The sequence below is a fragment of the Castellaniella sp. genome (assembly GCF_034675905.1).
In the GTDB taxonomy this organism is placed as follows: domain Bacteria; phylum Pseudomonadota; class Gammaproteobacteria; order Burkholderiales; family Burkholderiaceae_B; genus Castellaniella.
On record NZ_JAUCCV010000008.1, the window covers coordinates 20,290 to 47,274 of the forward strand.

24 protein-coding genes and 2 pseudogenes are annotated in these 26,985 nt (G+C 62.0%); 4 read left to right on the top strand and 22 right to left on the bottom strand.

What is annotated here, in order from left to right; all coding sequences use genetic code 11:
• Window positions 1–16: 16 nt before the first annotated feature.
• The 5 genes from VDP79_RS08555 to VDP79_RS08575 form a co-directional block, all read right to left on the bottom strand.
• The gene (locus VDP79_RS08555; protein ID WP_323017790.1) at window positions 17–361 is read right to left on the bottom strand and encodes an FmdB family zinc ribbon protein; all 345 of its coding nucleotides are present in this window, start codon (window positions 359–361) and stop codon (window positions 17–19) included.
• A 43-nt stretch (window positions 362–404) separates the two neighbouring features.
• Entirely contained in the window at window positions 405–1,679 is a 1,275-nt protein-coding gene (locus VDP79_RS08560; protein WP_323017791.1) for a putative Na+/H+ antiporter, read from the bottom strand.
• A gap of 75 nt (window positions 1,680–1,754) precedes the next feature.
• Entirely contained in the window at window positions 1,755–3,368 is a 1,614-nt protein-coding gene (locus VDP79_RS08565) for a GMC family oxidoreductase (protein ID WP_323017792.1), read from the bottom strand.
• 148 nt (window positions 3,369–3,516) lie between these two features.
• The gene (gene ubiA, locus VDP79_RS08570) at window positions 3,517–4,407 is read right to left on the bottom strand and encodes a 4-hydroxybenzoate octaprenyltransferase (RefSeq protein WP_323017793.1); all 891 of its coding nucleotides are present in this window, start codon (window positions 4,405–4,407) and stop codon (window positions 3,517–3,519) included.
• 106 nt (window positions 4,408–4,513) lie between these two features.
• Window positions 4,514–5,722, bottom strand: coding sequence for a PLP-dependent aminotransferase family protein (locus VDP79_RS08575; RefSeq protein ID WP_323017794.1), 1,209 nt, complete (start codon window positions 5,720–5,722; stop codon window positions 4,514–4,516).
• Between the two features lie 286 nt (window positions 5,723–6,008).
• On the opposite strand from VDP79_RS08575, the gene VDP79_RS08580 reads away from it, so the two are divergent.
• Window positions 6,009–7,823 carry a methyl-accepting chemotaxis protein gene (locus tag VDP79_RS08580; RefSeq protein ID WP_323017795.1) on the top strand — a complete coding sequence of 605 codons (1,815 nt, stop codon included), beginning with the start codon at window positions 6,009–6,011 and terminating at the stop codon, window positions 7,821–7,823.
• A 10-nt stretch (window positions 7,824–7,833) separates the two neighbouring features.
• On the opposite strand, the gene cphA (VDP79_RS08585) is transcribed toward VDP79_RS08580, so the two are convergent.
• Window positions 7,834–10,413, bottom strand: a complete 2,580-nt coding sequence (gene cphA, locus VDP79_RS08585; protein WP_323017834.1) for a cyanophycin synthetase — start codon at window positions 10,411–10,413, stop codon at window positions 7,834–7,836.
• Window positions 10,414–10,427: 14 nt separating this feature from the next.
• Window positions 10,428–12,563 (bottom strand): annotated as a pseudogene (gene cphA, locus VDP79_RS08590) (cyanophycin synthetase); the annotation flags it as partial.
• A gap of 244 nt (window positions 12,564–12,807) precedes the next feature.
• Between cphA (VDP79_RS08590) and VDP79_RS08595 the strand changes: the two are divergent.
• Window positions 12,808–15,034 (top strand): annotated as a pseudogene (locus VDP79_RS08595) (ABC transporter ATP-binding protein).
• Window positions 15,024–15,491 carry a DUF1854 domain-containing protein gene (locus tag VDP79_RS08600; protein ID WP_323017796.1) on the top strand — a complete coding sequence of 156 codons (468 nt, stop codon included), beginning with the start codon at window positions 15,024–15,026 and terminating at the stop codon, window positions 15,489–15,491. Before VDP79_RS08595 ends, VDP79_RS08600 begins: the two are co-directional and overlap by 11 nt.
• Before the next feature lie 18 nt (window positions 15,492–15,509).
• Here VDP79_RS08600 and VDP79_RS08605 read toward each other — a convergent pair whose 3' ends face one another.
• The 3 genes from VDP79_RS08605 to VDP79_RS08615 form a co-directional block, all read right to left on the bottom strand.
• Window positions 15,510–16,649 carry a hypothetical protein gene (locus VDP79_RS08605; protein ID WP_323017797.1) on the bottom strand — a complete coding sequence of 380 codons (1,140 nt, stop codon included), beginning with the start codon at window positions 16,647–16,649 and terminating at the stop codon, window positions 15,510–15,512.
• 20 nt (window positions 16,650–16,669) lie between these two features.
• Window positions 16,670–16,858, bottom strand: a complete 189-nt coding sequence (locus tag VDP79_RS08610) for a YqaE/Pmp3 family membrane protein (RefSeq protein ID WP_323017798.1) — start codon at window positions 16,856–16,858, stop codon at window positions 16,670–16,672.
• Between the two features lie 108 nt (window positions 16,859–16,966).
• The gene (locus VDP79_RS08615; protein ID WP_323017799.1) at window positions 16,967–17,296 is read right to left on the bottom strand and encodes a YegP family protein; all 330 of its coding nucleotides are present in this window, start codon (window positions 17,294–17,296) and stop codon (window positions 16,967–16,969) included.
• 85 nt (window positions 17,297–17,381) lie between these two features.
• Between VDP79_RS08615 and VDP79_RS08620 the strand changes: the two genes are divergently transcribed.
• Window positions 17,382–18,377, top strand: coding sequence for a DUF4105 domain-containing protein (locus VDP79_RS08620; RefSeq protein ID WP_323017800.1), 996 nt, complete (start codon window positions 17,382–17,384; stop codon window positions 18,375–18,377).
• Window positions 18,378–18,527: 150 nt separating this feature from the next.
• Here VDP79_RS08620 and dinD read toward each other — a convergent pair whose 3' ends face one another.
• The 12 genes from dinD to VDP79_RS08675 form a co-directional block, all read right to left on the bottom strand.
• On the bottom strand, window positions 18,528–19,388 hold the full coding sequence (gene dinD / locus VDP79_RS08625) for a DNA damage-inducible protein D (protein WP_323017801.1): 861 nt from the start codon (window positions 19,386–19,388) through the stop codon (window positions 18,528–18,530).
• Between the two features lie 217 nt (window positions 19,389–19,605).
• Window positions 19,606–19,971, bottom strand: a complete 366-nt coding sequence (locus tag VDP79_RS14925; protein ID WP_416233085.1) for a hypothetical protein — start codon at window positions 19,969–19,971, stop codon at window positions 19,606–19,608.
• A gap of 115 nt (window positions 19,972–20,086) precedes the next feature.
• Window positions 20,087–20,596, bottom strand: a complete 510-nt coding sequence (locus tag VDP79_RS08630; protein ID WP_323017802.1) for a cupin domain-containing protein — start codon at window positions 20,594–20,596, stop codon at window positions 20,087–20,089.
• A 17-nt stretch (window positions 20,597–20,613) separates the two neighbouring features.
• Complete coding sequence (locus VDP79_RS08635) at window positions 20,614–20,961, bottom strand: two pore domain potassium channel family protein (protein WP_323017803.1); 348 nt, start codon at window positions 20,959–20,961, stop codon at window positions 20,614–20,616.
• Between the two features lie 159 nt (window positions 20,962–21,120).
• Window positions 21,121–21,810, bottom strand: coding sequence for a hypothetical protein (locus VDP79_RS08640; protein WP_323017804.1), 690 nt, complete (start codon window positions 21,808–21,810; stop codon window positions 21,121–21,123).
• A gap of 97 nt (window positions 21,811–21,907) precedes the next feature.
• Window positions 21,908–23,446 carry an IS66 family transposase gene (tnpC, locus tag VDP79_RS08645; protein WP_416233086.1) on the bottom strand — a complete coding sequence of 513 codons (1,539 nt, stop codon included), beginning with the start codon at window positions 23,444–23,446 and terminating at the stop codon, window positions 21,908–21,910.
• Window positions 23,447–23,523: 77 nt separating this feature from the next.
• Window positions 23,524–23,856: an IS66 family insertion sequence element accessory protein TnpB gene (gene tnpB / locus VDP79_RS08650; protein ID WP_323017805.1), complete on the bottom strand. Its 333-nt coding sequence runs from the start codon at window positions 23,854–23,856 to the stop codon at window positions 23,524–23,526.
• Window positions 23,853–24,278: a transposase gene (locus tag VDP79_RS08655; RefSeq protein WP_323017806.1), complete on the bottom strand. Its 426-nt coding sequence runs from the start codon at window positions 24,276–24,278 to the stop codon at window positions 23,853–23,855. The genes tnpB and VDP79_RS08655 overlap by 4 nt, the downstream gene beginning before the upstream one ends.
• Window positions 24,279–24,673: 395 nt before the next feature.
• Window positions 24,674–25,660 (bottom strand): putative phage abortive infection protein, encoded by a 987-nt coding sequence (locus VDP79_RS08660; RefSeq protein ID WP_323017807.1) that lies wholly within the window; start codon window positions 25,658–25,660, stop codon window positions 24,674–24,676.
• Window positions 25,661–25,681: 21 nt separating this feature from the next.
• Window positions 25,682–26,095 (bottom strand): hypothetical protein, encoded by a 414-nt coding sequence (locus VDP79_RS08665; RefSeq protein ID WP_323017808.1) that lies wholly within the window; start codon window positions 26,093–26,095, stop codon window positions 25,682–25,684.
• Window positions 26,092–26,763 carry a DUF433 domain-containing protein gene (locus tag VDP79_RS08670; protein WP_323017809.1) on the bottom strand — a complete coding sequence of 224 codons (672 nt, stop codon included), beginning with the start codon at window positions 26,761–26,763 and terminating at the stop codon, window positions 26,092–26,094. The genes VDP79_RS08665 and VDP79_RS08670 overlap by 4 nt, the downstream gene beginning before the upstream one ends.
• The gene (locus VDP79_RS08675; RefSeq protein ID WP_323017810.1) at window positions 26,760–26,984 is read right to left on the bottom strand and encodes a hypothetical protein; all 225 of its coding nucleotides are present in this window, start codon (window positions 26,982–26,984) and stop codon (window positions 26,760–26,762) included. Before VDP79_RS08675 ends, VDP79_RS08670 begins: the two co-directional genes overlap by 4 nt.
• Window position 26,985: the final 1 nt, after the last annotated feature.

The following is a 26,985-nucleotide window of genomic DNA, read 5'->3' on the forward strand; positions in this document are numbered from 1 at the left end:
ATACGGGGCCTGGGCATCAGCCCGGCGTAGCGGCCGGCGCGGCGCTGCCGGCTGACGCCGCACCGGACGACGCGCCACCGGATGAGGAACCGCCCGACGCACCCCCCGCAGAGGACGCCCCCCCGGCGGGCGACGGAGCAGCAGATCCCAGCACCCCTTCGGAGTGCGAATTGGACTTGCCGCCTCGGAAATCCGTTTCATACCAGCCCGAGCCTTTCAAGCGGAACCCGGCAGCCGTCACCTGTTTCTCATAGGCTTCCTGGCCGCACGCCGGGCATACCGTCAGGCGCGGATCGGACATTTTCTGCAGCACGTCCTGCTGATGACCGCAGTGGCTGCAACGATAGACATAAATAGGCACAACTCAGGTCCTGGAAATCTCAACTGTCTGAATTTTAGTCCTTTTAGCTGAAGGAATTGGGCAATAGGAACATCACGGCCGCCACCAGCGTCGGGATAGCCGCCGCGCCCAACAGCTTCAGCGGCGAGATCGTGCCGTCGCCAAAGCAGCCCTTCAGGATGGAAAAGCCGGCCGGATTGGGCGCATTGGCGATCACGGTCAGCCCGCCACCCGTCACCGCCCCGGCCACCAGCATGTAGCGCCATAGTTCGTTGGTGCCTTCCACCAGCGAACCCAGATAGGTCAGGGCCGCATTGTCGGTCACGGCCGTCAAGGCCGTGGCGCCCAGATACAGGACAAAGGGCGACAGCCCCCCCAGCAGATCCTGCAGCCACCACTGCTGCAGGCCGCCCAACACCACCAACCCAGCCAGGAAGAAGCCGACCATCAGGCCTTCGCGCAGCAGCAGCGGGGACTGGTGACGCTTGTAGGCATGCGCATAACCGATGAACAACACCAGCAGCGCCATGAAGATCTTGATGTGGTGCGAGGCCAGCACCACCCCGACCAGGAACAGCACGTGTACGGCCATCACCACCCGCGACACTGGTTCACGGGACTCCTCGCCCGTCGTGTGCCCCAGTTCGCCATTCAGCAGGAACGGGCGGCAGATCCATGTCAGGACCAGGCCATTGATCAGCACAGCGGTGACCGCTCTCCAGCCGAAATGCGTGGCCATGAAGGTCGTATCCCAGCCAAAGGTCTGCGCGACCATCAGCACGGGCGGCGCGGCATAGGCTGTCAGGACCCCGCCGATGGACACATTGACGAACAGCACCCCGATCGTCAGATACTTGAAGCCATCCTGCCCTGGCCGGCGGAAGTACGCCTGGCGCAGCAACAGCGCCGCCAGCGTCATGGCGGCGGGTTCCGTGACCAGCGAGCCCGCCACAGGCACCAGCGTCATGATGACGAAAAACCGCGCCAGTTCGCCGCGTACCGGCAACACTCTGGCCACGCCATCCACGCCCAGATGCACCAGTTCGATAATAGGCCGGCTGGCGGCCACCACCATGATGACGAACACAAAAGCCGGTTCGGTGAAATTGCGGGTATCCAGATATTCGACCGCGCCATGCACCCCCAGCGTCAGACTCATCCAGACGAACAGTGCACAGGCCCACACGCCAAAGACGGCCTCGACCTCGGACAGCAGGTGCCACAAGCCGGCGTGACGCCCGCCCTGATTGGCCAGGCGTGCAAAAACCGGCACGGAAAACGTGTGAATGATGGCAATGGCGAACAGTGCGCTGGCCACGACCTCGGTGTGACTGACCATATCCGAGTCCAAAAATAAGGCTAGACAAAGGCCCGCACTGTCCGTCCGAAAACGGCAGCACAGGCCCACAGGGGTTCAGGCGCCGCCCAGTATCAGGCGGGCGCCCTTTTCGGCAATCATGATGGTTGGCGAATTGGTGTTGCCCGAGGTGATGACAGGCATGATGGATGCGTCGATCACCCGCAGGTTTTCGACCCCCCGAACACGCAGTTCGGGATCGACCACCGCCAACGGATCGACGCCCATTTTACATGTCCCCACTGGATGGAAGATCGTCGTGCCGATATCGCCGGCGGCAGATTCCAGCGCTTCCTGGGTCTGGAAGGCGTCTCCGGGCAGATATTCCTGCGGCTGATAGGACGCCAACGCAGGCTGCGCCATGATGCGACGCGTCAAGCGCAGCGCATCGGCCGCCACGGCGCGATCTTCAGGAGTCTGCAGATAATTGCACAGGATATCCGGGTGGTCAGCGACATTGGGCGACGTGATGCGCACATGGCCCCGGCTGCTGGGCTGCAGATTGCACACCGATGCCGTCATGGCTGGAAAGGTATGCAGGGGATCGCCGAATTTATCCAGCGACAGCGGCTGCACATGGTATTCCAGGTTGGCGCGGGAACGAGACGGATCGGACCGAGCGAACGCGCCCAACTGTGAAGGCGCCATGGACAGCGGCCCGCGCCGCCACAAGGCGTACTGCAGGCCCATCCATGCCTTGCCCCACCAGGCGTGGGCCAGCGTGTTCAGGGTCAGACCTTTTTGCAGGCGGTAGATCATGCGCAGCTGCAGGTGATCCTGCAGGTTTTCGCCCACGCCCGGCAGATCATGCACCAGAGGAACGCCCAGATGGCGCAGCCGGTCGGTGGCGCCGATGCCGGACACCTGCAGCAGTTGCGGCGAACCGATGGCGCCCGCCGCCAGAATCAGTTCGCGGCGCGCCACCGCGTGGCGGCGCATGCCATCCTGCACAAAGGCCACCCCGGTGGCGCGGCGCCCGGAAAACTCGATGCGCTCGACGCAGGCGCCGGTCAGCACCTGCAGGTTGGCCCGCTCCATGACCGGATGCAGAAAGGCCTTGGCGGCGCTCCAGCGCACGCCTCGGCGCTGATTGACCTCGAAATAATTGCAGCCTGCGTTGTCGCCCCGGTTGAAATCATCCGTGCGCGCGATGCCGGCCTGGGCAGCAGCATCGCGAAAGGCGTCCAACACATCCCAGCGCAGGCGCTGCGGCTCGACCCGCCAAGTCCCATCAGCCCCGTGGAACTCATTGGCGCCTGCGTGGTGGTCTTCCACGTCGCGAAAGAGCGGCAGCACATCGCTCCAGGCCCAGCCGGGATTGCCCAGCGATGCCCAGTGATCATAGTCGGCCGCCTGCCCGCGCAGATACAGCATGCCGTTGATCGACGACGAGCCCCCCAGCACCCGGCCTCGCGGATACCCCAGGGACCGATAGTTCAGGCCCGGATCGGGCTGCGTGTGATAGCACCAGTCGGTGCGCGGATTGCCGATGCAATACAGATAACCGACGGGGATGTGGATCCAGCGCCAATCATCGGGACCACCGGCTTCCAGCAGCAAGACCCGGTGTTTCTGCGATAGGCGATTGGCCAGCAGGCAGCCGGCGGAACCGGCTCCCACGATGACATAGTCGAATTCCAATGGCGCACCAGCAGAAGCGTGATCGGACATGAAGCGTCTCCTGGGGCCTGAAGAACACAGCCCCTGATTTTTGCAAATCAGTCTAGCGGTAATTTCACGCAGACGCCACGCAAAAGAACAGCGGCTCCGCCAGGAACCGCCGATGGGGCCACAGTCCCACGATCGACTACCCCCCTGACTATACGGACAGAACAGTCCCGGCCAGCCCGGCCACGATCAGCAGCACGCCGACCTGCATATTGGACCGAAAGATCCGCAGGCCGCGTTCGGGATGGCGCACGTCGAACACTGCCATCTGCCAGACGAAATGACCGGCAATGACCGCCATCACGATGTAATAAGGCCAATCCATGCCCATGCCCCAACCGGCAGCGGTCCATAACGCCGCCGTCACGGCATAAAAAGCGCCGATCCAGACCCGCCCCTGATCGCCGAAGCGCATGGCCACGGATTTCAGGCCCAGCATGCGGTCGTCACGCAAATCGATATAGGCATAGATCGCGTCATAGCCGATCTGCCACAACACCGCCCCCAGCCACATGGCTACGCCGTACCAAGGCAGGATGTCGCGCGTGTCGGTCCAGGCCATCAGCATGCCCCAGTTGAACGCCATGCCCAGCACAGCCTGCGGCCAGTAGGTAAAGCGTTTGCACAAGGGATAGATGATCACCAGCGGCACCAGCGCCAAGGCCAGCCAGCGGCTATAGGCGTTGATGGCCAGCAGCAGGCTGGCGCTGACCAACAGTTGCGCGGCGGCGAACCACAACGCCGCCCGCAGCGTCAGCTGCCCGCTGGTCAGGGGCCGGAAACGGGTGCGTTCTACCTGATGATCAAAATTGCGATCAAAAATATCATTGAAGGTGCAGCCGACGCCGCGCATCAGCAGCGCCCCCAGGGAAAAGATGATCAGCCGCCAGACAGTGGGCCAGCCATCGGCCGCCTGCACCAAAGCCGCCAAGGCCGGCAACAGCGTCAGCCAAGTGCCCACCGGGCGGTCCAGCCGGCACAGCCGCGCATACGGCCCCCAGGCGTCGGGCAGCCAGCGGGCGACCCAATCGTCGGGCCGCATGTCCGACAGATCCGAGCGACTCGCCGATGCAACAGGGCCCGGCCCGCCTGGGCTCTGCGTACGCGATGCGGCCGACTGATCGGCCGGGGGCGGCGGCTGCGTCATATCAACGGCTGCCGGCCGGGCCGATCAGTTCTCCCAGCACCTGGATGCCGGCGCGGATGCGTTCTTCGGACACGGTCACGAAACTGAGCCGCAGCGTATTGACGGGCGCCTGCACTCCGGCATAGAACGGGGCTCCTGGCACAAAGGCGACATTGCGCGCGATGGCCCGTTGCAGCAATTCGGTCGTATCGATCCCGTCGCGCAGCGTGACCCAGATGAACATGCCGCCTTGCGGCTGCGTCCAATGGGCATCCGCCGGAAAGTACTGCTGCAGGGCATCCAGCATATAGCCGCACTGGCGCTGATACAGCGCCCGGACCTTGGGCAGGTGCTGGTGCAGAAAACCGCTGCGCACGGTTTCATACACCGCCATCTGCGTGACGGTGGCCGTGTGCAGATCGGTGGCCTGTTTGATCTGGACCAGTTTGCTGATGATGTCGCGCGGGGCCACTACATAGCCCAGGCGCATGCCCGGCGCCAGCACCTTGGAAAACGTCCCCAGGCGGATGACTGTCGCCCCGACGGCGCGCCCCAATTCCAGCAAACCGGGCTGCGGGTCGCCCGCATAGCGCAATTCGCCATAGGGGTCGTCTTCGATGATGGGCAATCCCAGATCGGCGCAGCGTTCGACCAGGGCCTGGCGGCGCGCCAGATCCAGGGTCAAACCGGTCGGATTCTGGAAATTGGGCAGCGCATAGATGAAGCGCGCATCGCGGCACAGATCGGCATCCAGAGCGCCGGGGATCAGGCCGCCCGCATCCGTGGGCACAGCCTGAAAATCGGGCTGAAACAGGGAAAATGACTGCAGGGCGCCCAGATAGCTGGGGGCCTCGACCAGCACTTTCGCGCCGGGATCGATGAAGAGTTTGCCCAGCATGTCCAGGGCCTGCTGCGACCCGGATACGATCAGGACTTCTTCGGGATCAATAGGGGCGCCATCGCGCGACAGGTCTTGCGCCACCCATTCGCGCAAAGGGGTGTAGCCCTCGGTGCGACCATACTGCAATGCCGTCGCGCCCTGGGTCGCCAGTACGCGGTCAAAGGCGGCGCGCAGCTCGGCAATGGGGAAGCCGTCAGGCGAGGGCAGGCCGCCCGCAAAAGAAATGACTTCTGGACGTTCGGTGATCTTGAGAATTTCGCGAATGGCCGAGCTGGTGAGCTGCCTGGCGCGTTGGGAAAATACAGCGGGAGTAGAAGTCAGTGTGTCCATGATGAAAGCCCGAATAAGAGCCTGCCTTGTGAGCCGGCCGATTGGCACATGCCGGTCGGCCCGGATCGGCGGGCAGCCGGCGCGGATAAGGAAATATCCCGTCGCTGGGAAATTCCAAGCTGCCTATATTAGAACAATTGCCCGTCCCTGTTTCGTCTAGGGGTTTACAGCAATATCCGAGGCAAATGATAAATACTGCAATATGTAAAGACAGGCATGCCCGCCACCATCCCGGCGTTGCATACCCGCCAGGGGCATTCACTTTCCGACAAGGACAAGGGCATCCATGAAAAACCTGAAAATCGGCACCCGTTTGGCTCTGGGTTTTGGTTTCGTCATCCTGATGCTGGTGATCATGACCGGCATCGGCCTATGGCGCATCATGGATAGCAATACATCCAGCCAGATGCTGCAGGGGCGCGAAGCCAATAACGCCGCGATCATGCAGTGGGCCCGCCAGACCGAGGTCAATAACAATCTGACGCTGGCAGCCACCAATATGAACGACCCGGAAGCCCAGGCAAAAGCCCGGCAGGGCCTGGAAATATCCGATCAGCGCATCGCGGCCTTTCACAAGCAGCTGGGCGACACCATCCAGAACCCGCAGGCCATCGCCCTGTTCAAACAGGCCATCGCCGATCAGGACATCTACTTTGAAAAGCGCAACGCCGCCTTCAAATACCTGGAAAACTGGGACGTCGGCAAGGCCAATGCGTTCTTCAGTCATGACATGCCTGACCTCAGCCGCACCGTCACGGACACCATCGACAAGCTCAGCGCCTTTCAGAACCAATACACCGACCAGATCTTTGAGCAAACCTTGAAGGCCAATGAAATCGGCATGCTGATCCTGAGCATCGCCGCGCTGCTGGCGCTGATCATCAGCCCGCTCTTCGCCTGGCGCGTCACACGCTCTGTCACTCATCCTCTGCGCCGTGCCGTCCGCCTGGCGGAATCCGTGGCCCGGCGTGATCTCAGCCAGCAGGTCCAGGCCAAGGGCACGGACGAGGTCGGTCAATTGCTGCGCGCCCTGGGCGCCATGACGCAGCAGCTGCACAGCACCGTCGGCGAAGTGCGCAGCGGCGCGAACTCCATCGCTTCGGCCGCCAGCCAGATTTCCGCCGGCAACCTGGACCTGTCCTCGCGCACCGAGCAGCAGGCCAGCTCCCTGGCCGAAACCGCCGCCACCATGGAACAGATCACCGCCACCGTGCGCCAGAACGCCGACAACACGCAACAGGCCAACACCCTGGCCGCAGCAGCCGCCAAGACCGCCACTGACGGCGGCACCCTGGTCGCCCAGGTCGTGCAGACCATGGGGGAAATCAACAGCAAATCGCAGCAGGTCGCCGACATCATCGGCGTGATCGACTCCATCGCCTTCCAGACCAATATCCTGGCCCTGAACGCCGCCGTCGAAGCCGCCCGCGCCGGTGAACAAGGCCGCGGCTTCGCCGTGGTCGCCGCCGAGGTCCGCGCCCTGGCGCAACGATCCGCCGGCGCCGCCAAGGAAATCAAGGACCTGATCGATACCTCCGTCGCCGCCACCACAAAGGGCAACGAACAAGCTGCCCACGCCGGCGACACCATGCAGGAGATCGTCGACAGCATCAACCGCGTCACCGACATCATGGGCGAGATCAACGCGGCCAACCGCGAACAGACCACCGGCATCGAGGAAATCAATTCCGCCATCACCCAGATGGACGATGTCACCCGGCAAAACGCCAGCCTGGTCGAAGAATCCGCCGCCGCCGCCAACAGCCTGCAATCCCAGGCCAATACGCTGGCGCAACTGGTGTCCACCTTCAATCTGGGCGCTCAGGATGCCGACCATCAGGGCACGGCGCACGCCAACAGCCGCCCGGCCGGCGCATCGGCCGGGGCGCAGCAGCACAGTGGCGCCTCTGCCCAGCACAGCGCCCAGGCGCCGCGCCTGCCTTCGGCGCCCGAAAAAGTCGTCAGCCCGGCCCCGCAACGGCCCCGGCGCGACACCAAGGCCGAACACGCCGATGCGCCATCTGCCAGCCGCCCGGCGCTGCGCGCACCGGGCAAACCGACGCCCGCCTCGGCGGACACCGAAGAATGGGCTGAATTCTGAATCCGAGCGGTCAGGCTGCCACAGGCATCTGTGTGCGCTGGCCGATATAGGCCAGCGCGGCCTCGACCTGGTCGATCAGCACCAGACACAGGTCGCCGGGCTGCAACGCCTCCAGCGCCGTGTCGATGGCCAGGAATTCCCCCCGGATTTCTTGCAGATGGCTGACACGCGGCGCATCCGACAATCCGGCGCGCAACAGCGCCAGCACCTCGCCATCGGCGCGGCCCCGCTGGCACTGATCCTGATACAGAATCACGGAATCGAACACGCTGCCCAGGATTTCTGTCTGCCGGCGGATATCCTGATCGCGGCGATCTCCTGCGCCGCTGATCACGACCGTGCGCCGATTGGCCGGCAGCGCTTCGACCGCATCGACCAGGGCCAGCATCGCATCCGGGTTGTGACCATAATCGGCGATCACCGTGGCGCCCCGATAATCAAACAGATTGAAGCGCCCCGGCACCGTCGCCGCATCATTGACAAAGGATGCCAGGCCGGCCTGAATCCGCACCCAATCCACTCCCAGCGCCCAGGCAGCGGCAGCCGCAGCCATGGCGTTTTCCACTTGAAACGGCAAGGTCCCGCCGCGCGTCAGGGGGACGGCCGACAGCTGGATACGGGTTTCGGTCCCGCCCTGGGAAAACACCAGATCCCCCTGGTCCACGAACACCACCCGCCCGCCCTGGGCGCGATGGGTTTCGATCAAGGGATGGCGCGCATCGCGGGCGAAATACGTCACCTGCCCCGGGCAAGCGGCCGCCATCTGCGCCACGATGGGGTCCTGAGCATTCAGCACCGCCATCCCGGCGGGCGCGACGTTTTCCACGATCACGCGCTTGACCACGGCCAGGTCTTCCACGGTGCGGATATAGTTCAAACCTAAATGATCACCGATGCCGATGTTCGTCACCACCGCCACGTCGCAGCGATCGAACCCCAGGCCTTCGCGCAGGATGCCGCCCCTGGCCGTCTCGAATACCGCCATGTCCACGTCCGGGTGCAAGAGTACGTTGCGGGCGCTGCGCGGACCGCTGCAATCCCCCGTATCGATGCGCCGGGCGCCCACATAGACGCCATCGGAATTCGTCATCCCCACGCAGACCCCCGGCCGGGCGCATAAATGCGCCAGCAGGCGCACTGTGGTCGTTTTGCCATTGGTCCCGGTCACCGCCACCACGGGAATGCGCCCGTCGTCCCCCGGGGCATACAGCGAGTCCACCATGGCGGCGCCCACATCGCGACCGGCCCCGTAAGAGGGCGACAGGTGCATGCGCAGGCCCGGCGCGGCATTGGCTTCCACGATGCAGCCGGTCTCGGCGGTCAAGGGCCGGTAGACATCCTGGGCGACCAGATCGATGCCGCAGACATCCAGCCCCACCATGCGGGCGGCCATCACGGCGCTGGCCGCCAGTTCCGGGTGGACCTGCTCGGTCACATCGGTCGCTGTCCCGCCGGTACTCAGATTCGCATTGTTGCGCAACACCACGCACACCCCCTGGGCCGGCACGGAATCGGCCTGATATCCCTGACTGGCCAGGGTATTGAGCGCGATCTCATCCAGTCGGACGCGGGTCAGCGATGTGCCATGGCCTTCGCCCCGCAAAGGGTCCTGGTTGATCAAATCCGCCAGCTGCTTGATGCTGAGCACACCGTCACCCACCACCTGGGGCGGATCGCGCCGCGCCGCCGCCACCAGCCGATCCCCCACGACCAGCAAGCGGAAGTCATGGCCGGGAAAATACTGTTCCACGATCACGCTGGAACCATGCTCGCGGGCGACCGCATAGGCCGCCAGCACCTGCTCGCGGCCCTGCACATTGACGGCCACGCCCTTGCCCTGGTTGCCATCCTGCGGCTTGACCACCACGGGCCCGCCGATTTCCAGGGCCGCCTGCCAGGCATCATCCGCATCGGCCGCCACACGGCCTCGCGGGACGGACACGCCAGCCGACGCCAGCAGGGATTTGGTCAAGGCCTTGTCCTGGGCGATGGCTTCGCCGATGGCGCTGCTGGCATCGGTTTCCGCCGCTTGAATGCGGTGCTGGCGGCGTCCCCAGCCGAACTGCACCAGGCTGCCGTCGGTCAGCCGCCGATAGGGGATGCCGCGCCGCACCGCCGCCTGCACGATCGCGCCGGTGCTGGGCCCCAGGCGCACGTCCTCGTACAGCGCTTTCAACTGCGCGACGGCGTCCGTCAGATCAAAGGGTTCATCGCGCAAGGCCGCCTGGCACAAGACGCCCGCCAGATCAAAGGCCAAGCGACCCACCGCTTCCTCGGCATATTCGATCACGACCTGAAACACGCCGGGATCCTGGGTTTCCGCCGTCCGGCAGAATGCCACCGGGCAGCCGGCAACCGCCTGCAGGCTGAGCGCCGCCCCCGCCAGGACATGGGCCAGGGAATGATCCGCTGACGGACCCGCCGGGCGTTGGATATCGATATCGGGAAAGCGGACACGCAGACGCGTCTCGAAGGCGTCCAGGTCATCGATGGCGCATTCGCCATCCCCGCAGGACACGATCGCTTCAATCGCCGTCTGCCGGCACCATACGTTCGGCCCCCGCAGGGCACGGACTCGGGAAATTTCCATCATCACCTCGCGACCCAGGTGCGCAAGCCCACCCGGATATGGTCGATATCCAGGCCCAGGGCCCAGACGGTTCCAAGGGCGGCCAGCACGCTGGCCAGATCGTCCTGCAAGGCGGACACCGCCGGATCGCTTAAATCCGCCACTGGGATTTCCACCCCTTTTTCCACCAGCACCACGCTGCCGTCACGCACCAGCACCGCCCGCGCGCCGGTCGCCAGATGGGCCTGCAGCGCACCGCCGTCAGGCTGCAGGCCATACAGCGTGGCAGACCCATCGCACAGCGGCGCCAGGCCGGCGACCAGCGGGTCGTCGGCATTGAGCACGGCAACGCCGCCCGGCAGGACCACATCCACCTGGGTGCGAAAGATGCGCAGCAGGTGTTCCGGTTCCTGCATGTGAAATTCCGGCCAGGTCAGACCGGGATCTATCCCTGTCACCACCCCGACCTGACAACGGTCATAGGCCAGCCCCTCGCCCAGGATCATCCGTCCGCCGTTTTCCAGCACCGCATAATCCACCGTCTGGTTCAGCAACAGGCGGCGGCCGGCCTCCCAGGACGCCGCATCCTGAACGCTGATCTGCCGGTTGCCCAGGAACAGGCCGTCGGCTGAGGCCTGGCCCACGGCCTTGCCGGTCAGCTGCAGCAAATGAGCGATCAAGCGCACCACCGGCGTCATGCCCCGGCTGCCGCTGACCCCCACGACCGGTATCCGGCCATCTTCAGGGGACGGGAACAGATCCTCGATGATCGCCTGCCCCACCGGGCGCGGCCGCCCCCTGGCGGGCTTCAAGTGCATCAGCAAGCCAGGGCCGGCGTTGACTTCCACCACGGCGCCCTGCTGCTCGGCCAAGGGCCGGGAAACATCGCGCGTCACCAGATCGATCCCGGCAATGTCCAGCCCCACCACCCGCGCCGCCAGGGACACCAGCTCGGCCACATCGGGATGCACCGTATCGGTCACATCGATCGACACATTGCCGCTACGCTGGATCATGACGGCGCGCCCCCGCTCGGGCACCGCATCGCCATTCAGGCCCTGGCGGTCCAGTTCCAGCTGCGCGGCAGAGTCCAGGCGCACGACGTTCAAAGGATGATCCTCGTCCCGCCCGCGCCGGGGATCGGAATTCAATTGGGATTCGATCAGCTGCAGCACGGTCGATGCGCCGTCGCCCACCACCATGGCGGCCTCGCCCCGGGCGGCGGCCACCAGCTTGCCGCCAACCACCAGCAGGCGATGTTCATCGCCTTCGATGAAGCGTTCCACCATCACGCTGCTGCCCTCGTTCACCGCCACCGCGTAGGCGGCTTCGACCTGCGCCTGCGTCGTCAGGCAGGTGAACACCCCCCGGCCATGATTGCCGTCGGATGGCTTGACCACCACGGGCAGACCGATGTCCTGGGCCACATCCCAGGCCTGAGCGGCATCGGCCACCAGACGGCCTTCAGGCACCGGCACGCCGCAGGCCTGCAGCAATTGGCGGGTCAGTTCCTTATCGCGGGAAATGCCCTCTGCGATCGCGCTGGTACGGCTGGTCTCAGCCGTCCAGATACGGCGCTGGCGGGCGCCATAACCCAGCTGCAGCAGATTGGCGTCGCTCAGGCGGATGAAGGGAATATCCCGGTCGTCCGCCGCATCGACGATGCAGGCGGTGCTGGGCCCCAGGCCCAGCGATTCCGCCAGGTCCTTCAGGCGGTCCACAGCGCCGGCCACATCAAAGGGGCGATCCTCGATGGCCGCCATCACCAGGTCGCGGGCCGTGTACAGGGCTTCGCGCGTCAGGGTCTCGTACCAGGCCCGCACAATGACTTTGTAGACGCCGCGCAAGGGGGTTTCCCGCGCCCGCCCCAAGCCGCCGGGCATGCCCGCCAGGCTTTGCAGTTCCAGGGTGACGTGTTCCAGGATATGCGCCGGCCAGGTGCCTTCGCGCACACGCTGCAGAAACCCGCCGCGCTCGCCGATGCTGCAGCGATGCTCGATCAGCGTGGGCAACCAGGCGCTGAGGCGTTCGTAGAAACCGGGAATGACATTCGAGGGGTAGTCTTCGAGGTCATGGATATCGACCAGCGCCTCGATGACGGGGCGATAGGCCCAAATGTTCGGCCCCCGCAAATGCACCATATTGAGAATCTCAATACTCTTGTTTTCCATGATCGAACCATGTCAAAAGGGTCTGGCCGGGGGGCCGAGCGTTGCCGGACATCGGCGTGCAGAAAACACGCCTGTCGCACAACGGCACACATCATAATCTTGCGCCGTTGCGCCGCACAGAAAAACTGTTGAAGATTGTGACGCGGGCGCAACGTTCTGCGCATGCACAGACCGATTCGGATTTATATTCCTGCTGTCCCACCGATCTTCCGATCCCCCCAGCCCACCATCCATGCAAGGTCCCATGCTTGAATCTCCGGCGACCGATGGCCGCCCGCCCGGCCCGCCTGTCGCATGGCACGACACGCTTGCGGCCCAACTGGCGGCAGACGAGCATCTGCTGGGCTGGCTGCCACTGAACCTGGACAGCCATCTGCACTACGCCGACAGCCTGCTCGTCCTGACCGACCGCCGTTGGCTGTTCTGCGGCGCCGACGCGCAATCCTGCCGATCCTGGCCGCTGCGCCCCGGCCTGCGGCTGAAGCTGCAGGATCATGCCGGCGTCGGCAGCCTGGAACTGGTGGACGCACATGCCCGGCTGGCGCGCTGGCGCTACACGCTGGACCAGCATCCCCAGGCGCTGCAACTGGCAGGGCTGCACGACGCCCTGCGCCAGCCATCCGTCGATGCGCCGCCGCCCGCCGCCAACGCCCCCCCCCGCAGCCAGTCAGCCGCCGCGCGCCAGTTCGCTGTTTCGCCTGTGGCGCTTTGCCCGCCCCTACCGCCGGCAACTGGCCATCGGCCTGATTCTGACCCTGATCGCCACCGGGGCATCGCTGGTGCCGCCCTACCTGACCATGCCCTTGATGGACGACGTGCTGATCCCCTTTCAGAACGGCGAACCCATCCACTGGCATCTGGTGATGCTGTATCTGAGCGGACTGCTGGCCTCGTCCCTGGTCGCCTGGGGCCTGGGCTGGGCGCGCAGCGCCATCCTGGCCTGGGTCAGCGAGCGCATCGGCGCCGACCTGCGCACCGCCACCTACCAGCACCTGCAGCAGCTGTCGCTGCAGTATTTCGGCGGCAAACGCACCGGCGACCTGATGGCCCGCATCGGGTCCGAGTCCGACCGCATCTGCCTGTTCCTGTCGCTGCACCTGCTGGATTTCGTCACCGACGTGCTGATGATCGTCATGACGGCGGTGATCCTGCTGTCCATCGACCCCTGGCTGGCGCTGGCGACGCTGGCGCCGCTGCCCATCATCCTGTGGATGATCCATTGGGTGCGCGACCGTCTGCGCCACGGTTTCGAAAAAGCCGACCGCGTCTGGTCGGAAATCACCAATGTCCTGGCCGACACCATCCCCGGCATCCGCGTGGTCAAGGCCTTCGCCCAGGAAAAACGCGAAGTCGCCCGCTTTCGCGAGGCCAACGACCGCAACCTGATCATCAACGACCGGGTCAACGCCCTGTGGTCGCTGTTTACCCCCACCGTCACGCTGCTGACCGAACTGGGTCTGCTGATCGTCTGGGTCTTCGGCATCTGGCTGGTGTCGCGCCAAGCCATCACCGTCGGGGTGCTGACGGCGTTCCTGGCCTACATCAGCCGGTTCTATGTGCGCCTGGATTCCATGAGCCGCATCGTGTCCGTCACCCAACGGGCGGCCGCGGGCGCCAAGCGCATCTTCGACATTCTGGATCATGTCTCCAGCGTGCCGGAACCTGCCGATCCCCGCCCCATGCAGCAGATCCAGGGGCGCATCGAATTAAGCCGCATCGGCTTTCGCTACGGCAACCGCAGTGTGATCCAGGACCTGAGCCTGGACATCGCCCCCGGCGAAATGGTCGGCCTGGTAGGCCAGAGCGGCTCGGGCAAAAGTACGCTGGTCAATCTGATCTGCCGTTTCTACGATGTATCGCAAGGCGCAATCCGCCTGGACGGCGTCGATATCCGCCACTACGCCATCACCGACTACCGGCGCCATATCGGCCTGGTGCTGCAGGAACCCTTTCTGTTCTACGGCAGCGTGGCGGAAAACATCGCCTATGGCCGCCCCGACGCCAGCCGCGCCGAGATCATCGCCGCCGCCCGCGCCGCCCACGCGCACGAATTCATCCTGCGCCTGCCGCACGGCTACGATTCCCTGGTCGGCGAACGCGGCCAGGCCCTGTCGGGGGGCGAGCGCCAGCGTATTTCCATCGCCCGCGCCATCCTGATCGACCCGCCCATCCTGATCCTGGACGAGGCCACCTCATCGGTGGACACCGCCACTGAAAACGAGATCCAGAAGGCGCTGGATAATCTGGTCAAAGGCCGCACGACGATTTCCATCGCCCACCGCCTGAGCACATTACGCGAAGCCGACCGCCTGGTGGTCATGGACAGCGGCCGCATCGTCGAAATCGGCCGCCATGACGAACTGCTGGCCCGCGACGGCGCCTATGCGCGGCTGTACCAGGCCCAGCTGCAAGGCGCACTGCCGGCCTCGCCCCCGGCGGCGCCCCATCACGAGGCCGACGATGATGCCTGAAGCCTACACACTGTCCCGAGACCCCTTTGGCCACCTGGTCCTGTCGCGCCCCGGCGCACCGGACGTGATCGTCACCCCTGTGCGCAGCTTTCCCATCAGCGCCCCGGACGAAGGCATATCGCTGGTGGATGCCCAGGCCCAGGAACAGGCCTGGGTGGAACGCCTGCAGGATCTGTCCGACACGCCGCAGCGCCTGATCGCCGAGGACCTGGCCCAGCGGGATTTCAAGCCCGAAATCCTGCGCATCCACCAGGCATCCAGCTGGGCCACGCCCAGCCGCTGGGACATCAGCACGGATCGCGGCCCCGCCGTGCTCACACTGAAAAGTGAAGACGACATCCGCCGCCTGTCGGCCAACGCGCTATTGATCGCCGATGCCTGCGGCGTGCATTTCCTGGTCCGCGACCTGACCACGCTGGATCGCGCCAGCCGGAAAATTTTGGATCGGTTTTTGTAGACACCGAACGGACGTCAGTTACAAACTCAATTGAAAGGTCGCCGGGCGCACGCAGCGCACGGCCTCGCGGGATGCATCGATGCAGCCGCCCTGATCGTAGACGCCCGCCGGATCGCGCCAACGCATCATGCGGTCCAGCACTTGCCGGGTGGCCTGCGGGTCCGCCAGCGTTTCCGCCACGCGGGCCTCGACGATGGATTCGTCCATCCAGGGCCGCGCAGCCGGCTGCGCCGCTGCACTCCCACCCTGAACGCCAACAGGGCCATCCTGGCGCAGGCCGTGCCGCCAGTGATAGATCTCCACGCATTTGAAGATCAAGGTATAGGGCTGATCCGGTTTCCAGAAATTGGTGAACCGCCCCTGCCCCAGATAAAACACCCAGGATCCTTCATAGCCCTCGACATCAGCGGAAGGCTCGTGCGGATTGCGAAACCACAGGCGGTCGCCCGGCACGTAATACCGGGGCGGCAAGGGCGCCTGCAGTGATCCGTACTCGTGCAAAAAGGCATCGTGAAACGGGCCCGACTGGATGGCCTGGCGCTGCCATTGGGCCTGTAACGCCGCCAACGCTGCCGGGTGACTGATCTGCAATTCCCGCGCCAACGCCAACAACAGCACGTATTCGGTCGCCCGGTAGCAGGAAAAAGAATACAGACGCCCGGACACGTCCGGCCACAGCGTCTGTTCCAGCGACGGGATCAGATCGTGGCCCGGCTGCAGGATAAAGCCGGTCGCCTCGGTCCAGCGCCAGCAGTCGGGGCGTTCGGCCTGTTCGGTATCAAAGGCCAATACCGTGCGCCGCCCGGCCTGCACAATAAAGCGCCGCAGCCGCACGGCGGACTGCCATTCATCCAGGCTGGGAAAATCAAAGGGGATGGGCGACAGCAGCAGGGCCGCCAGAATTTCCGTATCCAGATCCCGGTCGCTGTCGTCGGGGGATAGGCGCAAGGCCCGGGCCAAGCCAGCGGTATCCAGATCAGGCGGTTGAGGCCACGACAAGCGAAACCGCTGCCAGGGCCCCTGCTCGTCAATACCAGCATCCTGTGTGACCAGATCGCCCAGGCCATATTCCGACAGCCAGAGCCGGCATCGGATCTGCTGCGCATCGGGCCAGGCGCCGCGAATACGCACGCCCATGTTGGCGCTAACCATCTGCATGCTTTACCCGCGGCAGGTGCTTACTGCCCCAGCGCCTTGCTGATCTTTTTATCGGTGTTGTATTGGCTAAGGGAATACACGGCCCAGATCGCCGCCGGAATCCAGCCGATCAGCGTCAGCTGCAACAGCAGGCAGATGATCCCCGAGATGGGTCGGCCAATCGTGAAAAATGCCAGCCAGGGCAGCAACAGGGCGATGAGCAAGCGCATATCGTCATCCGGTCATGATGGAAAGCCGGTATTTTATGGCGTTTTTACCTAAAACCGCCACACCAGTTCATCGCCGTTCCCGTAGGACGTGTCCCAGCCGGGTCGGCTTCAGGTTTCGTCCTGCACCGGCGCCGTCGGGCCATTCGTCTTGACGGACTCGATGCCCTTGTCGCGCGCGGCGGCCGTGGTGTACATCTCGCTGCTGCCGATGATCTCGCCGTTGGTCGCCGTCAGATGAAAATAATGCGATCCGTCCTTGGCGATCAGCCGCCCATAGCGGGCATCGTCGGGGGAATTCTTCTTGACGGATTCAATCCCGCCTTGGGCCGATGCCTTGCTGGCATAGCGCTGGCTGGTCAGAATGATCTGGTGATTGCCAGACCTGAGATTGAACATGAACTTGTCACCGCTGGACTTCAGGATATATTCACCACTCATGGGTTTGACTCCAAGTCGCGCAGACACGGAATGCGTCCGCCAGGGGATGTAACCCAGAAACTATACCGCTAAAGCGGTGGAGACCATGCCCATTCTGACCCAAAGCCTCTCGTCCTTTGCTTTGCTGCTGGCCCTGGCCTGGGGCCTGGCTGCACTCTGGATTCAGGCGCCCGGCGGTTCCTGGTGGCGGCTGATCTGGATGGCTTTATGGACAGCCAGTGTGCTGGCGGGCCTGGCGTCGATGTGGATCCAGCACCGCTATACGGTTCCGGCCCGGTGGGTGCTGGCCGCCGCCGCCATGATCCTGGCCGCCTGGTGGATCAGCCTGACGCCATCAGCTCAGCGCGACTGGGCCGACGATGTCGCCCGCAGCTTAAGCGGCCGCGTCCAGGGCTCCATCGTCACGCTGCACAACATCCGCAACTTCGACTGGCGCAGCGACACCGACTACACCGTCCGCTGGCAAGACGCATCCTACGATCTGGATACCCTGCAGTCCGTGGATATGGCTCTGTCCTACTGGATGGGGCCGGCCATTGCCCACACCCTGGTGTCCTTTGGCTTTACGGATGGCCGCCACCTGGCGTTTTCCGTAGAAATCCGCAAGGAACGCCACGAATCCTTTTCCACCATCGGCGGGTTTTTCAAGCAGTTCGAACGCAATATCATCGCCGCCGAAGAGCGCGACATCCTGTACGTGCGCGCCGGTCCGCGCGGCGAGCAGCTGTCCCTGTACCCCATTCAGATGCCCCAGGCCGCAATGCGCCAACTGTTCCTGGCCTATGTGGACAGCGCCAACCGGCTGGCCGATAGCCCGCAGTTCTACAACACCGTGACGGCCAATTGCACGACTCTGGTCTACGACATGGTCCGCCCCATCGTGCCCGGCCTGCCCATGGATATCCGCCTGATCCTGTCGGGATATCTGCCGGAATACCTGTACCGGCACGGAGGGCTGGATACAAGCCAGCCGCTGGCTGCGCTGCGCGCGCAGGCGGATATTACGCAACGCGCGGCGCAGGCCGGGCCGGGGGCGGATTTCTCACAGAGGATTCGTCAGCCGGCCCTCATTCCGAAATGAGATCAACGTGCCCGCTAGGTGATCGACGGCTGGATCCGCTTTTACAAGCACCGGCGCCCACACCAGGCGCTGAATATGAAAACCCCGGCTGAGGCTTCTGCATTAGCCGCCTGGGGCGATCTTTACACTCATCGGCCGAAACAGCTCACATCAGTCAGCAGCTTCGTCTGGCAGTTTCCCAGAGCGCTTTTCGAGCTTCTTTTCATCTGATTTCACCCGCCGCTCCAGCTTCTTGATGTCTTCTTCGGCTGGCAGGCATTCCGGCTGGATGCCGCGCTGCCCCAGCATGCCGCGCACACTAAAATTGTTTTGCACATGTTCGTCGGTGATCTTGGCCTCTCCGCGCAGATCTGCCTGATGCACATTGTGGTTGGTCATCTCGGTGGCCAGATTCTTGGCTGCAATGGTGAGTGTTGGCAGAAAATCGGCCAGGGGACGGGCTGGGGCGACACCCAAACGATCTTTCATCCTCTGGGTGCTGTTGCCGCCGAACAGCGCGGTATCACCCCTGGAACGGATGCGACCGAAACCCGCATCATCCACACCGCGCTCGTAGATATTCTGGGACAGAGATTTTTCTGACTCACGCAGGCGGTCACGAGCATCCAGCCGAGCCTGTAAGCGCATGCGTTCTTCGATTAGTTCCTGTTTGCGAGTCTGTGTGGCGAAGTAGCTCTGAGCAAACGCGATCGCTTCTTTGCGGGGGTCACCGTTCATCGCGATCAGGTAACAGGCATAACGGGTGAGCATGAAATCGTCTACCTCACGCTGCCCTCCCTTCCCAATCCCGATCATTTTCGTGATGCCACGAAAATGATCGTCCACACTGCAATCTGTTGATGCGCAAGCCTCCATGGCTCGGCGGATAGCGGTCAGGAAGTTCTCCCAACGCACGTAACCCAGGGGTTCCTGCAAATCGCGGGCATACCAGAACTCAATGTTCTCATTGGGAATCACCTGCGCCATTGCATCAAGGTGATTCTGCATCCGCAGGATTAGCTCTTTAGCCATGGTCGCATCCTCATCAACACAGCAGCTCTCTAAATTTTCTGGTGCTGGAACAAACGCCGGTAGGCCACATCGATCGCCCATGAGGCTGGTTTCCCTGCGGATCGAACAGGGTTTGATTATGCGGCATAGCAGGGCTGTTTAGAGAGCTGCGTGATCCTGTTTGTCACGGCGGGAAAGCGCCAGGCCAGGCTACATTGACCAGTTCGTACGCCCAACCTCACTTCCGCAAATAGCTTTTCCTGCCGCTGTCTGAATAGCAGTATCGCCCGCCCCGGGGGCCTGTGCAGTATGCGCCTGCGCGGCATGAGCAGGACGATTCCCCCGCCGACGGCACAGCAGATCGTTTGGCCGGCGCAGGGGCGAAATTACTACCGCTAGCAGGCGAAGCATTGCACGAGCGCTTGCTGGCGCTGACGGAACCATCATTGCAGACAAAGGTTTCCCCCTGGCAATGAGAGACCCCGCCCTTGCGACCGCTGCAGGGTTGGTTGGCGGCATTGGCGGTCAGACTGAAAATCGTGCAGGCCAGCAACAGGCAAAGGGCCGTCGCCAGCCTGATCACATCGTTCCCGAATCCCAGCATGCCAATCCCAATCGCCCGCCTCGTCCAGATGGCATTATGCCTCTTCGACTTTCTGCATAGGCCTGATCAACTATCTGGCAAGACCCCAGATGCAGGGACCAGGCACGGCGGGCAATCACTGCGCACCCTTCACCAGCAGCCTTCGCACCCCATCCCCATGACGGGCAATGGCATCCGCCAGATCCGCCTGGCTAGCCATCTGAAAACCAGAAAACTCGAAGCCAGGTGCGACCTGGCACGCGGTCAGCACGAAATCATCAGGACTCGCCAATTCCGCCGCAAACCAGCAGCCGGCAGGCGCCACCGCCTGGTACACCGCCCCAGGATGGCGCAAAGGATCACCCAAATGATGCGTCAGCCAATCGCCATCGGGCAGCAGCACATGCAGATTCAGCACGCCGCCGGCATGAAAGCACCAGACTTCGTCGGCATCGATGCGATGCCAGGCTGAATAAGCGCCTTGCGCCAGCAAATAATAGATCGACGTCCCGGCGCTGCGCGCCGCGCCCTTGAACGACACCTGCAGGCTTGAGCGAAAGACTTCGCGGTAGTAGCCGCCTTCGGGATGCGGCTGCAGGCCCAGCGCAGTGATCAAGGATTGAGGGGATGGATCGTGGTTCGACATTGAATAAGCTGACAACCTTAGTCGTCTGTTTCATCCAGATGGAATTTATGCATGATGCGATGGGCGATCGGCGCCAGCACCACGCCCAGGGTCGCCATGACGATCAGGCCGACGAAAAAACCATAAACGGCGGAAAAGATCTTGCCCCCATAGGATTCCGGCATCACGTAGGTGCCGATGCCGCCGATGACAAAGGCGGCATTCATCAGGGCGTCGTGCCAGCCATGATCGCCGAACCATCGGTGGCCCAGCGCCCCCACCAGCAAGGTAGCGCCGACCAGCAACAGGGCATAGCCGACATGCAGGGCCAGACGGCGGCGGAAATGCGCGGGTGGAAGCAAAGGTTCGTTGCGGGATTCGTACATGGGAAGCGCCCCCTTTTTAGTGATGGACACGCTGCTCAGCAGCACTGCTTGCGGCCTATTATCCAATGCCTGACATGAGGTACAAACAAGTATAGTTACAACAAGATAAATTTGGTATTTCCAGCGGGGCAACGGCGCCCACTCCCAGTGGATGCTCGATCAATGTCCCGAAGCTGATTGCCGTTTCTCGTGCATAATTTTCTCAACCAACTCAATGACAGCAGACTTTTTTCCATCTACATCACCGGAAATGAATGCATAAATCTGCATAGAGGATAGCGCTAAAATAAAAAGCAAAAAATAAAAACTCATTCTGTTTTCCAAAACACCACTAACATCAAATCCTGGAAAAATCTGATTAAGCGTGACCATGGATGCCAACAATGTCGGCAAAATCCCTAGCTTGGTCACTGGACCGCAAATCGCTGCTATCCGCCCTTCCGTGAGAGCTGTCATCCTACGAAACCCAGCTAAAGCACAATCCAACTCATCATATGAAAACTTCCGGATAGCATCAGCTAAATCACTCCATTCAATAATCTGGTTCCTGGCTCTTATTTTCAAAAACTCTTTTCTCTTCACAAAAGACCACACCCCTATAAAGAAAGACCCAGCCAGAAGCCCAACTATATAAAAAACAATCACCCCCACCAAAACATAGCTCAAACCCTCCGAACCAGACTTCAGCACCAAAGCTGCGAGTACAAAAATAGCGAATGTCACAAACAGCATAAATCTTCCCAACAACCCGACCACATCATCCATCGGCAGCTTCAGATTTCTATTTTCTTTTCCAGCATCAAAAAGCATAACAATAGCGGAAGCAACGTTAGCGTTCAGCGAACACATCTTGACGGCCGCCGGTAATCGGCCGCAGCCTTTCTGGTGTGCGGGTGGTGGCTATGGCGATGGTGGGTCAGTTTTCAACCGACGCTGATCTGCGACCTCAGACTGGCTGCCAGCGATGCGGCAACAATTCCCCGATCCGGCTGTTCGGATGCGTGGGCAGGCGTGTGAGCACGTCCTTCAGATAGGCATAGGGGTCGTGGCCGTTGAGTTTGGCTGACTGCACCAGGCTCATGACGGCAGCAGCGCGCTTACCAGCTCGCAAGGAACCCGCAAACAGCCAGTTGTTGCGGCCCACGGCGATGGGCCGGATCTGTTGCTCGATCCGGTTGTTGTCGATGGGCAGCATCCCATCGTCCAGGTAGCGCGTGAGCGCCACCCAGCGCTTTAGGCTGTAATCCAAGGCGCGTGCCGTGCCCGAGCCATCCGGTACCCGGGATCGCTGGGCCAGCATCCATTCATGGTATTTGTCAGCCAGTGGGCGTGCCGCCTGGTGGCGACGTGCCAGTCGAGCATCCGGGGCCAGGTCTCTCGCCTCACGCTCGATGGCATACAGGCTGCCGATATATTCCAAGGCCTGGGCAGCCACCGGGCTTTGGCTGGCCGCATGCAGATCGAAGAACTTGCGTCGGGCATGCGCCATGCAGCCCACTTCCGTGATGCCGGCGGTAAAGCACGCCTTGTAGCCCACGTAGTCGTCACAGACCAGGCTGCCTGCCCAATCGCCGAAGAATTCCCGGGCGTGCGCCCCGGCACGGCCTTCGGTAAAGTCGTAGACGACGGCCTGCAGGGCCTCGAAGGCGCCCGGGGTGTAGGCCCACAGATAGGCTTTGTGGGTGGCGCGGCTGCCGGGCTTTAAGAGCTTGACCGGCGTCTCGTCGGCATGCAGCACCCGGTGCGCCAGGATCTCCTCGCGCAGCGCCGCGACCAGCGGCTGCAGGGCAAAGCCGCAGGCGCCGACCCACTCGGCCAGCGTTGATCGTGCAATGCGCAGACCCGCCCGGGCAAAGATGCCTTCCTGGCGGTGCAGCGGCAGGTGGTCGGCGTACTTGGCCACCAGCACATGGGCCATCAGGCCCGGGGTGGCCAGGCCCTTGTCGATCACGTAGGCGGGCATCGGTGCCTGAGTGATGGTCTCGCACTGCGGACAGGCCAGGATCGGGCGCACATGGCGCTCAACGGTAAAGGTGCCGGGCGTGTAGTCCAGCTTCTCGCTGACCTCGTCACGCACGAACTTCAACTGGCAACCGCACGTGCAGGTGGCGCTGTGCGGTTCGTGCCGGATCTCGATGCGGGGCAGATCTGGGGGGAGCGCCGTGCGCTTGGGTTTGTCCTTGGGGTCGGACGCGGGATCGGCCTTGGGGTTCAGGGCCGCCAGTTGCGCTTCGATCTCGACCAGGTCTTCGTCGACGGCTTCCTCCAAGAGGCTGCCTTGTACGCCGGGCAGCAACTGCTCGCCGCGCTTGCCAAAGCGAAAGCGGCGCAGCATCGCGATCTCGAAGGTCAACTTCTCGTTCAAGGTCTTGCTGGTGTGCAATTCCTGCTGTGTGCGCCCGAGCGTGTGCATGAGGCTGGCCGCCAGCTCGCGCAATTGCGCGGCGTCCATGTCCTGCAGTGAGTCGGATGCTTCGGCTGTCATGACGGGCAGTATGCCAGCAGGTGCTGCATCGCACCATCGGCATCAGCACCGATTGCACAGTCCAGGCGTGTGCAGGCTCAGATGCAGTCGATGACGCCGGCATCGCCCAGGCGCTGCCAGGGCAGGCCCAGTACCAGGGCGCTGGCTTGCTCGTCGGTGAGCGTCAGGTGCGTGCTACCGGGCGCGGGCCAGACGAACTTGCCCCGGTTCAGGCGCCTGGCAGCCAGCCACACGCCGATGCCGTCGTGCATCAGCACCTTGATACGCGTGGCGCGGCGGTTGGCAAAGATGTAAGCATGATGCGGGTGGGCAGCGCCGAAGACGCGCACCACACGGGCGAGCGTCGTATCCAGGCCGGCGCGCATGTCCATGGGGTCGACCGCCAGCCAGATGCGTTCGATGCGGATCATGCCAGCACCAGGCGTGTCCACTGGGCCAGCGCCTGGTGTTCTGCCATCGGCCAGTCCAGCGTGAGGGTCAGGCCCTGGCCACTGAGCGTCAGCGCAATCCTGGCAGCAGGCTGTGACGGACTTGCAAGCCGTCGTTCAGTGGCGACCGGCTGGACCGGCACGAAGGGCAGCCAGTTCGCGGGCGCTGGGGCTGGTGCCGTGATGCTTCGAGCTTCGCCAGCCTGGACATCGGCATCATGCAGGCCCAGGCGTTCATGCTCGATGACCCAGCGGCGCAGGACGTTGGGGTTCAGGTCATGTGCGATGGCCACCGCCGCCAGAGAGACGGCCGGATCCAGGCACTGGGCGACCAGATCGGTCTTGAACTGTGCGGTATAGGTGCGACGCCGCCGACGCGGCGTGCTGACGGGTTCTTGGTGCATACGTGTCCACGATGTTTTAGCGGACACGTATGCTCTATCGGATGCCGGATGGGCTCAAGGTGCGTTCACCGGACAGATACGAAGCAACGCACCCAACATCAATCATGATAAATCCCTCTAAATATCAATGAGAATTTCTTAAGTGGAGTATGTTCGTATCTACGATTTCTTAAATACACCCAGGAAGACAAATGAATGTGGCGCAACACATCCCCACAAGCAGCCCTTATTTGTTGGCCACATAACACCCAAGCCATTCTAATTTTTCTGTTGTATGCGACTTTTCTTAGCACATCCCCAGATCACATTAAATTTCCGAGCCAATGGTGCTTTTTATCGAATCAATATTTAAAACATCATTTCTGAAAATAAACCCTCTGCTTCTTTGGATTGCATCAAATGGCAGGAGAGCCGTCCTGTTTGTGTCGCGCTGACTGTAAGGCTGCTGCGATATCGGAAGAATAGGCTGCCTGCTCATATGGGTGCATAGAATGCCTTTTTAGGCACTCGAGCATGCGAACATCCGGATTAGGAAGGTTATCGAATACAGCATATTTGTTGATCAGCAGAGCGAATTTTCCGCCCATCTCGGTCCATCCATTAAGAAACAGCGCTCTCAGCTCCGCATTTGAAAGTTGCGCACGCGCAATACTTGTATAGTGATATTTTTCGTCTGCCGACAGAAGTGGGTGTTCGTCTACCCAACGCATTAATCCATAGAGCGTGCGGAACATGGTTCCAAGGTCATCGCTATATGTTTGAAAAATGCGACGCCAACTATCCATAGCTTCATTCTTGATTGATTCAATACCCTCATGGGATAAGGAGTCAATTTTCCCCTGTTGAATACAGCGATAGTCGTCGAGCGATAATAAATGTGTAGCGATACGGTTCACGTTGGTAAGATCCCCAATGCAGTTAGCAAGGGCGCGTACGCCGGAGGTCAGATTAGCCCTCTCTGGGGCGCTGGAGGGGTACGAGAATCGATCAACAATGTCTTTGTAACTCGACAGCCAGGTAAAGAACGTTTGCTCGAACGACTGACGAAGCAGAATTCTGTTTTGCTCGGCGACCTCTTGCGTGGATTTAACCAACTGCTGCCTCTGTTCCTCAAGCTCTGTGCGCTGCAAGTGGAGGGTGGCTACCAACAGCATAATTGACGCGAAGCCCATGATCGGCCCAACTGTTCCGGCTAGGTAGTCACCGAACTGCGCCCATCGCTCGGGATTGTCAGATAATTCTTGTCCCTTTATTGTCCAGAACCAAAGCATATAGGGCAGAGCCACGGTGGGAGTAGCCAGAAACGCGATAAGCGAACCCCACCAACCGATGCGGCCAATTTCTAGCCCAAGGAATGAATGCTTTTTTGTCTTAGCGCTCATGAAGTCCAGCCAAGCTCCCTGTCATAGACGAATTTGCTCGAATCTACCGACTGTTCCAAATCTCCATGGCACTCTGACTGCTGCGCCCCCCTGGACCCTCTGCGTGTAGTCTTCGATGGCCGGCCACCACCGAACGAGATTTTGGGCCTTGTCCCAATATTTCCGACCGCTCCATTGCTTTGAAAGCACAAAGACCGGCAGTCCACATCTGCGGATCGCTTCTCTTTCCAGGTCGTTTTTGCGGAATCCATCTTGGGACACGATGGCCCAATTGCCTTCGTCGGCCAGAGTTCTGATCCAGACGTGGTCGGCGGTATCCTGAGGAAACTTAGATTTCAGATGTATAACGCGCACAGCGTTGTTGTTTCCTTGACAAAGAGCGTCTAATCCGCTGGCGAGTGCGGGGGGCAGGTTGTTGTCAAGAAGGAAGTTCAAGCGGCTAACAGTTGCTCTTCGAACCGCACTGCCGCGCGCGCTTGAGCGACAGGGATTTCGAACTGCGCTGCAACCGCCTTGATGTTCTGCTCCGCTTTCATCGCTTGGGCGATGATTTCCGTGGGGATCCCAAAGGCGGAAAGTATGGGTCGGCCAAAGGAAATTTCTGGGTCTAGGACGACAGTTTTCGCTTTGCCTGGGTACCACCTGATGGCGGTTCCTTGTGCCGAGAATTCGATGCCCCGATAGAGCTGGGGTCGGATGATGCTTTCAAACACCAGTTGACGCCTAGCCAAGTCTGTCAGTTCGTGCTCTTCTTGATTCAGAGTTTCATAGAAGATCGATCGGCCATCGGTCAGAAATCGATGAGACGTGAACGGGTAGTCCGTTTTGAAGATTTCCTTGGCGCTCGTCAGAGCTGCTCGAATCACTTGCACGGGCACGCCATGGTTGACAAAAGCTTTTATGAAACGCAGTTCCAGCAAATCGCGGAAACCAATGACCTTTTCGTCAGGTTCTTGCACCTGAGACTGCCATAGCGGCGGGATTTTTTTCCCACCATTGGTCTTGTACCCGAACAGCCAGCGACTGACCTCCGTCGCCTTGGCGCCAGATAAGCGGGACGCCTGAGTCAGCGTGTAGAGGCCAATGCCGGTAAGATCCATCATGCGAGTGTACGATCACCACCCCCAGTAGGGCAATTGATACTAGGACGCTGTCGAGACAGGCACGCTGCGGTCACACAAGCGGGATTTTGCATTTCCAGCCCCAGATAGCCTGCCACATTGGTAGACATGGGCAGCCTGCGTTGAAACCGCACCGCCAGCGGTTTACGCAGATCGATCATCTGTTCCAGACGGCTGCGGAAGAAATCGTCGATTTGGCTCATG